General features: G+C 50.7%; 12 protein-coding genes. 10 read left to right on the forward strand and 2 right to left on the reverse strand.

The window, feature by feature from the left end; translation table 11 throughout:
* Positions 1-2 precede the first annotated feature (2 nt).
* On the forward strand, positions 3-1,583 hold the full coding sequence (locus OGY06_RS06890; RefSeq protein ID WP_126318725.1) for a phosphoethanolamine transferase: 1,581 nt from the start codon (positions 3-5) through the stop codon (positions 1,581-1,583).
* A gap of 120 nt (positions 1,584-1,703) precedes the next feature.
* Here OGY06_RS06890 and ompX read toward each other — a convergent pair whose 3' ends face one another.
* On the reverse strand, positions 1,704-2,219 hold the full coding sequence (gene ompX / locus OGY06_RS06895; protein ID WP_003831579.1) for an outer membrane protein OmpX: 516 nt from the start codon (positions 2,217-2,219) through the stop codon (positions 1,704-1,706).
* 411 nt (positions 2,220-2,630) lie between these two features.
* Here ompX and rhtA point away from each other — a divergent pair, with 411 nt between their 5' ends.
* The 6 genes from rhtA to ybiO all read left to right on the forward strand — a co-directional run bounded on the left by rhtA (position 2,631) and on the right by ybiO (position 9,309).
* On the forward strand, positions 2,631-3,518 hold the full coding sequence (gene rhtA / locus OGY06_RS06900; protein WP_003831578.1) for a threonine/homoserine exporter RhtA: 888 nt from the start codon (positions 2,631-2,633) through the stop codon (positions 3,516-3,518).
* 303 nt (positions 3,519-3,821) lie between these two features.
* Positions 3,822-4,325 carry a DNA starvation/stationary phase protection protein Dps gene (gene dps / locus OGY06_RS06905; protein ID WP_003035253.1) on the forward strand — a complete coding sequence of 168 codons (504 nt, stop codon included), beginning with the start codon at positions 3,822-3,824 and terminating at the stop codon, positions 4,323-4,325.
* Between the two features lie 365 nt (positions 4,326-4,690).
* Positions 4,691-5,437 (forward strand): glutamine ABC transporter substrate-binding protein GlnH, encoded by a 747-nt coding sequence (gene glnH / locus OGY06_RS06910; protein ID WP_003035251.1) that lies wholly within the window; start codon positions 4,691-4,693, stop codon positions 5,435-5,437.
* A 137-nt stretch (positions 5,438-5,574) separates the two neighbouring features.
* On the forward strand, positions 5,575-6,234 hold the full coding sequence (gene glnP, locus OGY06_RS06915) for a glutamine ABC transporter permease GlnP (RefSeq protein WP_003035248.1): 660 nt from the start codon (positions 5,575-5,577) through the stop codon (positions 6,232-6,234).
* A complete protein-coding gene (glnQ, locus tag OGY06_RS06920) occupies positions 6,231-6,953 on the forward strand; it encodes a glutamine ABC transporter ATP-binding protein GlnQ (protein ID WP_003035246.1) in 723 nt (240 codons plus the stop codon). The genes glnP and glnQ overlap by 4 nt, the downstream gene beginning before the upstream one ends.
* Positions 6,954-7,071: 118 nt before the next feature.
* Positions 7,072-9,309, forward strand: a complete 2,238-nt coding sequence (gene ybiO / locus OGY06_RS06925; RefSeq protein WP_149384170.1) for a mechanosensitive channel protein — start codon at positions 7,072-7,074, stop codon at positions 9,307-9,309.
* Here ybiO and rlmF read toward each other — a convergent pair.
* Positions 9,306-10,232, reverse strand: coding sequence for a 23S rRNA (adenine(1618)-N(6))-methyltransferase RlmF (gene rlmF, locus OGY06_RS06930; RefSeq protein ID WP_063940657.1), 927 nt, complete (start codon positions 10,230-10,232; stop codon positions 9,306-9,308). The two genes, ybiO and rlmF, sit on opposite strands and share 4 nt — an antisense overlap.
* Before the next feature lie 210 nt (positions 10,233-10,442).
* Between rlmF and mcbA the strand changes: the two genes are divergently transcribed.
* The 3 genes from mcbA to ybiX all read left to right on the forward strand — a co-directional run bounded on the left by mcbA (position 10,443) and on the right by ybiX (position 14,002).
* Positions 10,443-10,703, forward strand: a complete 261-nt coding sequence (gene mcbA, locus OGY06_RS06935; RefSeq protein ID WP_003831565.1) for a DUF1471 family periplasmic protein McbA — start codon at positions 10,443-10,445, stop codon at positions 10,701-10,703.
* A 292-nt stretch (positions 10,704-10,995) separates the two neighbouring features.
* Positions 10,996-13,281 (forward strand): catecholate siderophore receptor Fiu, encoded by a 2,286-nt coding sequence (locus tag OGY06_RS06940; protein ID WP_164562978.1) that lies wholly within the window; start codon positions 10,996-10,998, stop codon positions 13,279-13,281.
* Between the two features lie 43 nt (positions 13,282-13,324).
* Entirely contained in the window at positions 13,325-14,002 is a 678-nt protein-coding gene (gene ybiX, locus OGY06_RS06945; protein ID WP_164562979.1) for a PKHD-type hydroxylase YbiX, read from the forward strand.
* Positions 14,003-14,036 lie beyond the last annotated feature (34 nt).

The raw sequence follows: 14,036 nt of genomic DNA on the forward strand, positions 1-14,036 counted from the left end.
ATATGAATTTAACCCTCAAAGATTCAATCATTGCTCGTAGCCGGGCAATTAGTCCGTGGACTGGCCTCTATTTCTTACAGTCTCTGCTGATCAACCTTGCACTGGGCTATCCACTTAGCCTGCTCTATAGCGTTGCTTTCACCTGTATATTGATGCTGCTGTGGCGTAGCGCGCCGCGCGCGCAGAAAGCACTGATTGGCATTTGCTCACTCGTTGCGGCAATGTATTTTCCGTTCGGCCAGGCTTACGGCTCACCGAACTTCAATACCTTACTGGCGCTGCACTCAACCAATATGGAAGAGTCAACCGAGATCCTGACCATCTTCCCCTGGTACAGTTATCTGGTTGGAGTGTTTATTTTTGCCCTTGGCGTTATCGCCGTACGCCGTAAAAAAGATGTGCAGCAGCGCAGCTGGAATAAGTTCGACAGCATTTGTTTGCTGTTCAGCGTTGTCGCATTCTTTGTTACCCCGGTACAAAACCTGGCCTGGGGCGGCGTGTTCAAGCTGAAAGATACTGGCTATCCGGTTTTCCGTTTCGCCAAGGACGTTATCGTCAATAACAACGAAGTGCTCGACGAACAAGAGCGTATGGCGAAACTGTCGAGCGTAAAAGACAGCTGGACGGTAACCGCCGTTAAACCGAAGTATCACACCTACGTCGTGGTGATCGGTGAAAGCGCCCGCCGCGATGCGTTAGGCGCGTTTGGCGGTCACTGGGATAACACCCCGTTTGCCAGCTCCGTTAACGGCTATATCTTCGCGGATTACATTGCTGCCAGCGGTTCAACGCAAAAATCGCTCGGCTTAACGCTTAATCGGGTAGTGGATAATAAACCCCAGTTCCAGGATAACTTTGTCACCCTGGCTAACCGTGCGGGCTTCCAGACATGGTGGTTTTCCAATCAGGGACAGATTGGTGAATACGATACGGCCATCGCCAGCATTGCGAAGCGCGCTGATGAGGTTCAGTTCCTCAAAAGCGGTGACTTCGAAGCGGATAAAAACACCCGTGACGAAGCGCTGTTGAAGATGACTGCCCAGGTGCTGGCAACCGAGCGCACTCAGCCACAGCTCATCGTGCTGCATTTAATGGGCTCGCATCCGCAGGCCTGTGACCGAACACAGGGTAAATACGAGACTTTCGTCCAGTCAAAAGAGACATCTTGTTATCTGTACACCATGACGCAGACGGATGACCTGCTTCGCCAGCTTTACGAGCAGTTACGTAACAGCGGTAATAGCTTCTCGATGGTCTATTTCTCCGATCATGGCCTCGCGTTTAAAGAGCGGGGAAAAGAGGTGCAGTACCTGGCGCATGACGATCAGTTCCAGCAGAATTTCCAGGTGCCTTTCATGGTGCTTTCGAGCGATGATAAAGCGCATCGGGTGATTAAAGCCCGTCGCTCCGCCAATGATTTCCTCAGTTTTTTCTCGCAGTGGACAGGGATCAGCGCAAAGGAAATCACCAACAGCTACCGCTTTATCTCAGAGAAAAAAGCCGGGCCGGTGTACATCACCAACTTCAAACTGCAGAAGGTGGACTACAACCATCTGGGTACCGATATTTTCTCAACCAAATAATACGCTTGTAGGCCGGATAAGACGCACTGTGTCTTATCCGGCCTACAACGAACTTCCTTCCAGGATTACAGACAAAAAAAATCCGCCCCAAGAGGCGGATTTTTCATATCACCGAAGTGATTAGAAGCGGTAACCCACGCCAGCAATCCAGGTGCCAACGTCAACGCTACGAATACGGCTCTGCTCGTAGGAGAAGTCCAGAGCAACGTTTTCGATCGGGTTGAACTGCAGGCCCGCACCATAAGAGAAACCGTAGTCGCTGGTGCTGTGGTTGTAAGTCGAAGATTCTACGTTCTGGAATTTACCGTAACCAACACCCACAACGCCGTAGATGCTTGCCCAGTCGTTCAGACGGTAAGCCGGACCAGCAGTGATGCCGTAGTATTGGGTTTTGTTGTAGTCGCCAGAAGCATCGGTACGATCTTTTTCAGTGTAAGTGAAGGAACCGATAACACCCAGCGGGTTGTTGTCCTGCTCGTAGCGATACTTCAGGTTGAAACCGTTCATTTTGTTCGCTGCGCCCTGAGCATCGCTCTGAGCGTAACCACCGGTAACGGTAGAAGTAGCAGCTACAGCAGTACCTGCGGAGAAAGCCAGAACAGCGGCCAGTGCTGAAAGACATGCAATTTTTTTCATAACCACCTCAAATGTGCTTCAAGTAAATCTTAAGTTTTAAATATACCAAAAATTGATGGGAAACTCTTTGCGATTCGCGATGTCTAACGGGGTCTTTCATGTAACAGAACATTTCAAAAACCCGCTATCTCTTTCAATTAACATCACTTTTTCAATTGAAAATACCATTATTGCGCGCACAATATGGCACATTCATCCAGAACATTCCTAATCACACAGATTATTAATCCATCGTTTTCATGCCATTGTACGGAACTGAGCAATTTTTTTTTCAACGAATACTCAACCAGTTGAGCGTAATTCCATTACACTCGCTGTTTTACTTTTCTATACATAAAATCATCTGCGTCGTAACAATGCTGAAGCGTGGCACAGATGGAGATGTGTAATCATCATTTGACAGGAGAAAGGATGCCGGGGTTGTCACGTAAAGCGCCAGTCTGGTTGCCTATTTTGGTTTTGCTTATTGCTATGTCCTCCATTCAAAGCGGAGCATCACTGGCAAAATCGTTGTTCCCACTCGTCGGTGCGCCAGGCGTTACCGCGCTGCGCCTTGCGCTGGGTACGCTCATTCTTATCACTTTCTTTAAGCCCTGGCGTTTACGATTCGCCAAAGAACAACGCCTGCCGCTACTGTTTTATGGCCTGTCTCTGGGCGGGATGAACTACCTTTTCTACCTGTCAATCCAAACCGTCCCACTGGGAATCGCCGTGGCGCTGGAATTTACCGGCCCGCTCGCGGTAGCGCTGTTTTCATCCCGACGCCCGGTGGATTTCATTTGGGTTGCGTTGGCAGTGCTCGGGCTTTGGTTCCTGCTGCCTCTGGGTCAGGACGTTTCTCACGTAGATTTAACGGGTGCTGCACTGGCGCTGGGGGCTGGCGCCTGCTGGGCCATCTATATTCTTACCGGGCAGCGAGCCGGCGCGGAACACGGTCCTGCGACCGTCGCGGTAGGGTCATTTATTGCAGCACTGGTATTTGTACCAATCGGCGCACTCCAGGCCGGAGATGCCCTGTGGCACTGGTCCATTTTGCCGTTAGGTCTGGCCATTGCAGTCCTCTCTACTGCGCTTCCCTATTCGCTGGAGATGATTGCGTTAACGCGCCTGCCTACGCGTACTTTCGGTACATTGATGAGCATGGAACCCGCGCTGGCCGCGATTTCCGGAATGATCTTCCTCGGTGAAACGCTGACGCTTATCCAGACGTTCGCTCTGGGCGCCATTATTGTCGCATCAATGGGCTCTACGCTCACTATTCGTAAAGAGCCACAAATAAAACAAGTCGACGTGAATTAACCACGTAATATTCTGCATGGTTTGCATAATCATGCAGAATATCCAATTGTAAATCTGCGTGATAATAATTCTAATAAATATAATTTTCTCATCCGCATATTTCATTTAATCTTAAAATTAACATAAAAATAACACCACACAAGTAACAAAACACTCATTGCATTGATTTTATTTGATATTTTATATTTACCCTCGTCTTCGCTATTAAAGTGATAGGCAACACCGGAAACAAAAATCCAAATTTAGCGCTATACTTAATTCCGTTGAAGAGTTGGGACATAAATATCAAGAGGATATGAAAATATGAGTACCGCGAAACTGGTAAAAACAAAAGCATCCGCCCTCCTTTATACCCGCAACGATGTGTCTGATAGCGAAAAGAAAGCGACCGTAGAACTGCTGAATCAGCAAGTAATCCAATTCATTGACCTGTCATTGATCACCAAACAGGCTCACTGGAACATGCGCGGTGCAAACTTCATTGCAGTACATGAAATGCTGGATGGCTTCCGTACAGCTTTGACCGATCACCTCGACACCATGGCTGAACGCGCCGTACAGTTGGGCGGTGTGGCACTGGGCACAACTCAGGTTATTAATAGCAAAACGCCTCTGAAAAGTTACCCGCTGGATATCCATAGCGTACAGGACCACTTAAAAGAGCTGGCCGAACGTTATGCCGTAGTTGCAAACAGCGTACGTAAAGCTATCAGCGAAGCAAAAGACGAAGATACCGCGGATATCTTTACCGCAGCTTCTCGCGACCTCGATAAATTCCTGTGGTTTATCGAAGCCAACATTGAGTAACAGCAGACATAAGAATTACCTATATAACCCTCGCTCCGGCGGGGGTTTTGCACATCTATGGTGCATAACATTGATCATTCGTCACTCCAAAGTAAATTATTTGTAATAATCACCTCACACAATCGTTAACGAAAGATTGTTTTATCAACAATTTTTACGCTAAATAGTCATACCGTTTGCACCGTGACTGGTTCGCACCAAATGAGTGCCCCAAAACAGTGCAGATTACTCGCTTTGCCCTACTTATTGTGCAACAAAACGAGACACCCTCTTGTTAAAACAATGAGTTGCAAAATTGGCACGATTTTTTCATTAAGCCATATGTTCTCGCAGGGGATCGCCCCGTGGATATAAAAGGAAATCCTATGAAGTCTGTATTAAAAGTTTCACTGGCTGCACTTACCCTGGCTTTTGCGGTGTCCTCCCATGCCGCAGACAAGAAACTGGTTGTCGCAACCGACACCGCGTTTGTACCGTTTGAATTCAAACAGGGTGACAAATACGTTGGTTTTGATGTGGATCTGTGGGCTGCCGTGGCCAAAGAACTGAAACTGGATTATGAACTGAAACCAATGGATTTCAGCGGCATCATCCCGGCTCTGCAAACCAAAAATATCGACCTGGCACTGGCAGGTATCACCATCACCGATGAGCGTAAAAAAGCGATCGACTTCTCCGACGGCTACTACAAAAGCGGTCTGTTAGTGATGGTGAAAGCGAATAACAACGACGTCAAAAGCGTAAAAGATCTGGATGGTAAAGTCGTTGCGGTTAAGAGTGGCACCGGTTCCGTTGATTACGCGAAAGCGAATATCAAAACCAAAGACCTGCGTCAGTTCCCGAACATCGATAACGCATATATGGAACTGGGCACCAACCGCGCAGACGCTGTACTGCACGACACACCAAACATTCTTTACTTCATCAAAACAGCTGGCAATGGTCAGTTCAAAGCTGTAGGCGAATCGCTGGAAGCCCAGCAGTACGGTATCGCCTTCCCGAAAGGCAGCGACGACCTGCGTGAGAAAGTGAACGGCGCACTGAAAACGCTGAAAGAGAACGGTACTTACAACGAAATCTACAAAAAATGGTTCGGTACTGAACCTAAATAATAACCGGCAGCGTTGCCCGGTAGCGTGATGCTTACCGGGCCTACGCCTGGATTTTTGAGACCTGTAGGCCGGATAAGCACAGCACATCCGGCAAAACGGGCATTTGAATATTTACACCACGGTAACAGGAACGACATATGCAGTTTGACTGGAGTGCCATCTGGCCCGCCATCCCGCTTTTGATTGAAGGCGCCAAAATGACCCTGTGGATCTCGGTCCTCGGTCTGGCTGGCGGTCTGATAATCGGACTTGCAGCAGGGTTTGCGCGCACTTTTGGCGGTTGGATCGCCAACCACGTAGCGCTGGTGTTTATCGAAGTCATTCGCGGTACACCAATCGTTGTGCAGGTAATGTTTATTTACTTCGCTCTGCCAATGGCATTTAACGATTTACGCATTGACCCCTTTAGTGCCGCCGTTGTCACCATCATGATCAACTCCGGGGCCTATATTGCGGAAATCACCCGCGGTGCGGTGCTCTCAATCCATAAAGGGTTCAGCGAAGCCGGTTTGGCGCTTGGACTTTCACGCACAGAGACTATCCGCCACGTTATTTTACCTCTCGCACTGCGTCGTATGCTGCCGCCGCTGGGCAACCAGTGGATCATCAGCATTAAAGATACCTCGCTGTTTATTGTCATTGGCGTCGCTGAACTGACCCGTCAGGGCCAGGAAATCATTGCCGGTAACTTCCGCGCACTGGAAATCTGGAGCGCCGTTGCGGTGTTCTATCTGATCATTACGCTGGTGCTGAGCTTCATTCTGCGTCGTCTGGAAAGAAGGATGAAAATCCTGTGATTGAATTTAAAAACGTTTCTAAGCACTTTGGTCCAACCCAGGTGCTGCACAATATTGACCTGAACATTCAGCAGGGTGAAGTCGTGGTGATTATCGGGCCGTCAGGATCCGGTAAATCTACCCTGCTGCGCTGCATTAACAAGCTGGAAGAGATAACCTCCGGCGATCTGATCGTCGACGGTCTGAAAGTAAACGATCCGAAGGTAGACGAGCGCTTAATCCGTCAGGAAGCCGGAATGGTATTTCAGCAGTTTTACCTGTTCCCACATCTGACGGCGCTGGAAAACGTCATGTTTGGACCGCAGCGCGTACGCGGGGCGAATAAAGAACAGGCCGAGAAACTGGCGAAAGAGCTGCTGGCAAAAGTGGGTCTGGCCGAACGTGCACATCACTACCCTTCTGAACTGTCCGGCGGTCAACAACAGCGTGTGGCTATCGCCCGTGCGCTGGCGGTAAAACCGAAAATGATGCTGTTTGATGAGCCAACCTCAGCACTCGACCCGGAACTGCGCCATGAAGTTCTGAAAGTTATGCAGGACCTGGCGGAAGAAGGGATGACCATGGTGATTGTGACCCACGAAATTGGCTTTGCCGAAAAAGTGGCTTCACGCCTGATTTTCATTGATAAGGGACGAATTGCCGAAGACGGTAATCCGCAGGCCCTGATTGAAAATCCACCCAGCCAACGCTTACAGGAATTCTTGCAGCACGTTTCCTGATAGCTCAACCTCCCTTCGCCCGAAGGGAGGTTTTTCACCAGAATCCTCTCATTTCAATTCCCTCCCGCCCTGACATCTATACTTATCCTTTTGAATTTATTTTCTCATGGGAGGAGTCATGCGCTGGATCCTGTTCATCTTTGTTTGTCTGTTGAGTCTTCCGGCACAAGCAGTGACGATACCTGGCGTCACCACGCCAACGTCAACCAACGCACAAACCGCCCCGGCAAAGGAGCCAGATGTTGAACAGAAGAAAGCGGCTTACGGCGCACTGGCTGATGTGCTGGAAAATGACACCTCGCGGAAGGAACTGATCGATCAATTACGCAAAGTGGCAACTGCGCCCCCTGCTGAGCCGGTGCCAACCATTGTCCCACCCACGTTAACGGAAGAAAAAACGGTACTGGAAAACGTCACGGATGTCACCCGGCACTACGGTGAGGCGCTCTCCAGCCGCTTTGCCCAGCTTTATCGCAATATTACCGATGCACCGCACAAGACCTTTAACTCGCAAACGTTCACCAATGCCCTGACTCATTTTTTAATGCTGGCGGCGTCAGTGTTCGGGTTTTACTGGCTGATCCGCCTGTGCGCGCTGCCTCTGTATCGCAAAATGGGGCAATGGGCACGGCGGAAAAACCGCGAACGCAGCAACTGGCTGCAGCTTCCGGCGATGATCGTTGGCGCATTCATTATTGATTTGCTTCTGCTGGCGCTGACATTGTTTGTCGGGCAGATACTGAGCGACAGAATGAATGCCGGCAGTCGCACCATCGCCTTTCAGCAAAGCCTGTTTCTCAATGCCTTTGCCCTGATTGAGTTCTTCAAAGCCATTTTGCGTCTGATATTTTGCCCAACGGTGGCTGAACTACGCCCGTTTAACATTCAGGATGCCGGTGCGCGCTACTGGAATCGGCGTTTGAGTTCATTAAGCAGTTTGATTGGTTACGGGCTTATAGTTGCCGTTCCCATTATCTCCAATCAGGTCAATGTTCAGGTCGGCGCGATGGCTAACGTCATCATCATGCTGTGTATCACGCTATGGGCGCTGTACCTGATTTTCAGAAACAAGAAAGAGATAACGCTGCATTTACAGAATCTGGCAGAAAGATCGTTAGCTTTTTTCAGCCTGTTTATCCGTGCCTTTGCGTTGGTATGGCACTGGCTGGCCAGCGCCTACTTCATTGTGCTGTTTTTCTTTTCGCTGTTTGATCCGGGCAACAGCCTGAAATTCATGATGGGCGCTACGCTGCGCAGCCTGGTAATCATTGGAATTGCCGCCTTTGTTTCCGGCATGTTTTCCCGCTGGATAGCCAAAACTATTACCCTTTCGCCACACACCCAGCGCAGCTATCCGGAATTACAAAAACGACTGAATGGCTGGCTGTCGACGGCGTTAAGCGTGGCCAGGATCCTGACGGTGTGCGTTGCGGTGATGCTGCTATTGAATGCCTGGGGATTGTTCGACTTCTGGAACTGGCTGCATTACGGCGCAGGAGAAAAAACGGTGGATATTCTGATCCGTATCGCGCTGATTTTATTCTTCTCCGCCATCGGCTGGACGATCCTTGCCAGCCTGATTGAAAATCGTCTGGCTTCCGATATTCACGGACGCCCGCTACCCAGCGCTCGTACCCGAACCCTGTTGACGCTGTTTCGCAACGCGCTGGCGGTGATCATCAGCACGATCACCATCATGATTGTGCTGTCGGAAATTGGCGTTAATATCGCCCCATTGCTGGCCGGGGCCGGGGCGCTGGGGTTGGCTATCTCTTTCGGCTCGCAAACGCTGGTAAAAGATATTATTACCGGGATTTTTATTCAGTTTGAAAATGGCATGAACACCGGCGACCTGGTGACCATCGGTCCACTCACCGGTACGGTTGAACGAATGTCCATTCGTTCTGTGGGCGTGCGTCAGGACACCGGGGCGTACCATATCATTCCCTGGTCATCGATTACGACCTTCGCCAACTTTGTGCGTGGAATTGGATCGGTCGTCGCCAATTACGACGTAGACCGCCATGAGGATGCGGATAAAGCGAATCAGGCGTTGAAAGACGCAGTTGCTGCGGTGATGGAAAAAGATGATATTCGCGGGCTGATTATCGGCGAGCCGTCGTTTGCCGGGATTGTAGGATTAACCAATACGGCATTCACGCTACGGGTCTCGTTTACCACCTTACCGCTGAAGCAGTGGACGGTACGTTTTGCGCTCGACAGCCAGGTGAAGAAATACTTCGATCTGGCCAACATACGCGCCCCGGTACAGACGTATCAAGTGTTACCTGCACCAGGGAATGGTCCTGCGTCGGCGGCAAGCGAACCGCTACCGCCAACCGAGCCAACGCTTTAGCGTTTACGCGCCATAAAACGACGACGCTGATCGTTATCCATAAAGGTCCAGGCAATAAAGCGGCTCTGCTTTTGCCCCTGGGCCATCTCTTTCTTGACCACTTTCACCGCGCCCGCATCCGTTAATGCGTGGTACAGCGGAGGCAAGTTCTCGCCGCGAGAAACCAGTGTAGTAAACCACATCACCTGGCGACCAAAGGCCTGGCTTTCAGCAATCATTTTCTTGATGAACGCCACTTCACCGCCTTCACACCACAACTCCTGCTGCTGTCCGCCAAAGTTCAGCGCATCGTCTTTGTCCTGTCCCAGATTACGGCGTTTGCGCTCGCTTCCGGCACGGGCTGAGGCCGCAGAATCATGGAATGGCGGGTTACATAATGTGGCTTCATACTGCTCATTTTTGTGAATGATGCCGTTGAAGATTGCCGTTGCATCTTTCTGGCGACGCAGACGAATAGCGCGGGTTAATCCCGGATTGGCGTTGACGATCGCCTGAGCGCTGTTAAACGCTTCGCTACTGGTTTCACTACCCGTGAATCGCCAGCCATATTCATGCACGCCGATCAGTGGATAAATACAGTTTGCCCCAACTCCCACGTCCAGCACGCTCGCATTTGCCGGAATGGTTCCGCTGGTTTCACTCAACAGATCGGCCAAATGGTGTATGTAGTCAGCACGACCAGGCACCGGCGGACACAAAAAACCATCTGGAATATCCCAGTTTTTCACCGCATAAAAATGCGCCAGTAGTGCTTTATTGAGCGCCTTTACTGCCTGCGGATTCGCGAAATCAACACTCTGCTCGCCGCCGGGCGTGAGGGTGAGAAATTGCGTCAGCTCGGGCGTAACCTGGCATAAAGTCGCAAGATCATAACGGCCATTGTGGCGGTTGCGTGGGTGTAATCCCGGTTTCAGGGCGGACATAGCATTCTCCTTTTAACAGCGGCGTAAGATACCCGCATAACGCCACGCGGTAAACACACACAACAAGGAAATTTGATTTTTTACACCTGTTTGACGCTTTGCGAATTGTTCAAAAAACAGACAGCTCATCACCAATTTTTTGCGGTAAATGTCATCCGCTGACGACCTAAACTTATCAGGCACACCTGTTGTTTTTCAGAGGATATCACCATGAAGAAATGCCTCACATTACTTGCTGCTACCGTACTTTCCGGCATGACATTTGCCTCCTTTGCTGCACAGCCATACACCAGCCCAGCTACCGGTCAGCTACAAGCTTCCGGCACAGTATCCGCTACCGGCGCCTCTAACCTGAGCGACCTCGAAGACAAGCTGGCAGAGAAAGCGAAAGAGCAAGGGGCAAAAGGCTTTGTCGTTGATTCTGCGGGCGGCAAAAATCAGATGTACGGTACCGCAACCATCTATAAGTAACCCCCCTTCTCAGCCCAACTGCATTCACCCCGAATGCAGTTTTCTGCGTGCGGTTCACTTCATTGCAGCTCAATTTGTAATCAATATGTTGGCATTTTGAATCCAATGTAAATAAATGTATTTATTTTTGAATTAATGAATGCTAAAACGTCGCACTAATTAGTAATGCTTATCAAAATCATTATCAATTACATATTCATTTCCGCGAGGCCTGCAGGGTATAACATCCATAGAGATGTCCCTTCGCGCGAGTGAAACCGTCCACTCAAACAATAATAAGTCACTCATTAACATGGATAAAAATCGCAACTTGCCGTCCAGTAGCTTTCACTCACTGACTTTTTTTGCCGGTCTGTGCATTGGCCTGTCCCCTATAGCTCAGGCTGTCGCTGCGGACGACCAGGATAAAAAACAAGAAGACACTCTGGTCGTTGAAGCGGCCAAACCTTCGCTGTACGCCCCAACACAGTCTGCCGACCCTAAATTCTCCCGTCCGGTGGCGGATACAACCCGCACCATGACGGTGATTTCTGAGCAGGTGATTAAGGATCAAGGCGCAACAAATCTGACCGACGCGCTGAAAAACGTCCCGGGCGTTGGCGCATTTTTCGCCGGTGAGAATGGTAACTCCAGCACCGGAGACACGGTTTACATGCGTGGTGCGGATACCTCGAACAGTATTTATATCGACGGTATCCGTGATATTGGCAGCGTCACGCGCGACACCTTCAATACCGAACAGGTGGAAGTAATCAAAGGTCCTTCCGGTACCGACTATGGACGTAGCGCACCGACTGGCTCTATCAATATGATCAGCAAACAGCCACGCACCGACTCAGGAATCGATGCATCGGCCAGCGTCGGTAGCGCCTGGTTCCGCCGTGGTACGCTGGACATTAACCAGGTCATCGGCGAGACCACCGCCGCACGTTTAAACCTGATGGGCGAAAAAACGCATGATGCCGGTCGCGATAATGTTAAGAATGAACGTTACGGTGTGGCCCCCTCTCTCGCTTTTGGCTTAGGGACTGAGAACCGACTGTACCTGAACTATCTACATGTCACCCAGCACAACACGCCGGATGGCGGCATCCCTACCATTGGCCTGCCGGGATATTCCGCACCTTCTGCGGGGACTTCTGCACTGAATCATTCAGGCAAAGTGGATACGCATAATTTCTACGGTACCAACTCGGATTATGACGATTCGACAACCGATACCGCGACGATGCGTTTTGAACATGACCTGAACGACAGCACCACTATTCGCAACACCACCCGCTGGTCGCGCATTAAACAGGATTATCTGATGACGGCGGTGATGGGCGGCGCGTCTAACATCACCCAACCCACCAGCAGCGTCGACAGCTGGACCTGGTCACGCCTGGCAAATACCAAGGATGTCAGCAATAAGATCTTGACCAACCAGACCAACCTGACCTCAACGTTCTACACGGGATCCATCGGTCACGACATCAGCACCGGTGTGGAGCTGACGCGCGAAACACAAACCAACTATGGCGTGGCGCCGATCACCCCACCACCGGTGAATATCTATCACCCCGACAGCAATGTGAATATCGGCGGATTGTCTCGTAACGGCGCCAACGCTAACGGGCAAACAGACACCTTCGGTGTATACGCTTTTGATACGCTACAAATTACCCGTGAATTCGAGCTGAACGGTGGTATTCGCCTCGACAATTACCGCACAGAATATGACAGCGCCACCGCATGCGGCGCTTCCGGTCGCGGCGCAGTCGCGTGCCCGACAGGCGTGGCTAAAGGTTCCCCGGTCACCACTGTGGATACTGCCAAATCAGGCAATCTGGTGAACTGGAAAGCTGGCGCGCTGTATCACCTGACCGATAACGGTAACGTGTACATCAACTATGCCGTTTCTCAGCAACCGCCGGGCGGCAGCAACTTTGCTCTTGCTCAGGGCGGCAGCGGTAACAGTGCGAATCGTACCGATTTCAAACCGCAGAAAGCGAAAACCAGCGAGATCGGCACCAAATGGGAGGTGCTGGATAAGCGCCTGCTGTTAACCGCTGCGATTTTCCGCACGGATATTGAGAATGAAGTTGAGCAGAACGACGACGGTACCTATTCCCAGTACGGAGAGAAACGCGTTGAAGGCTACGAGCTCTCGGTAGCAGGCAACATCACCCCCGCATGGCAGATTATTGGGGGTTACACCCAGCAACGCGCGACCATCCACAGCGGTAAAAACGTTGCTCAGGATGGCTCCTCTTCCCTGCCATATACACCGGAACATGCGTTCACGCTGTGGAACCAGTATCAGGCTACCAATGATATCTCCGTTGGCGCAGGCGCTCGCTACGTGGGTAGTATGCATCGCGGTTCCGACGGTGCAGTGGGTACGCCATCCTACACTGAAGGTTACTGGGTCGCTGACGCCAAACTGGGCTATCGCGTGAATCACAATCTCGATTTCCAGCTAAACGTCTATAACCTGTTCGACACCGATTATGTATCCTCCATAAACAAGAGTGGATACCGTTATCATCCGGGCGAGCCAAGAACTTTCCTGCTCACCGCCAATATGCATTTCTAATCCATCGCGTGGGGCGTAAGCCCCACTTTCAGGAGAAATACTGATGATGTACCACATTCCCGGCGTTCTGTCGGCGCAGGATGTAGCCTGGTTTCGTGAACAACTGGACGCTGCCGACTGGGTTGATGGCCGCGCAACCACCGGCGCTCAGGGGGCGCAGGTAAAAAACAACCAGCAGGTGAATACGCAAAGTGAACGCTACGGCGTTTTACAACAGGCGGTACAGACTGCGGTAAGTAACAGCGCGCTTTTCTTCGCCGCAGCACTACCAAAAACGCTCTCCACACCGCTGTTTAATCGCTACCAGGACAACGAGACCTACGGTTTTCACGTCGACGGTGCGGTGCGTAGCCATCCGCAAAACGGCTGGATGCGCACGGACCTTTCCGCAACTTTATTCCTGAGTAACCCGAATGATTATGAAGGGGGAGAACTGCTGGTCAATGATACTTACGGCCAGCATGCGGTGAAGCTTCCGGCAGGCGATCTGGTGCTTTACCCTTCCAGCAGCCTACATTGCGTCACGCCAGTGACCCATGGCGTTCGTGTAGCGTCTTTTATGTGGATACAGTCGATGGTCCGTGACGACAAAAATCGCGCCATGCTTTTTGAACTGGATAAAAACATTCAATCCCTGAAAGCTCGCCATGGGGAGAGCAGCGAGATCCTGTCATTACTCAATCTCTACCATAACCTGCTGCGTGAATGGTCTGAAATCTGATACTGCTGGCGCGTGGTCGTTTTTCAATCATCAC

Source organism: Citrobacter sp. Cpo147 (assembly GCF_030332405.1).
Classification (GTDB): domain Bacteria; phylum Pseudomonadota; class Gammaproteobacteria; order Enterobacterales; family Enterobacteriaceae; genus Citrobacter; species Citrobacter portucalensis.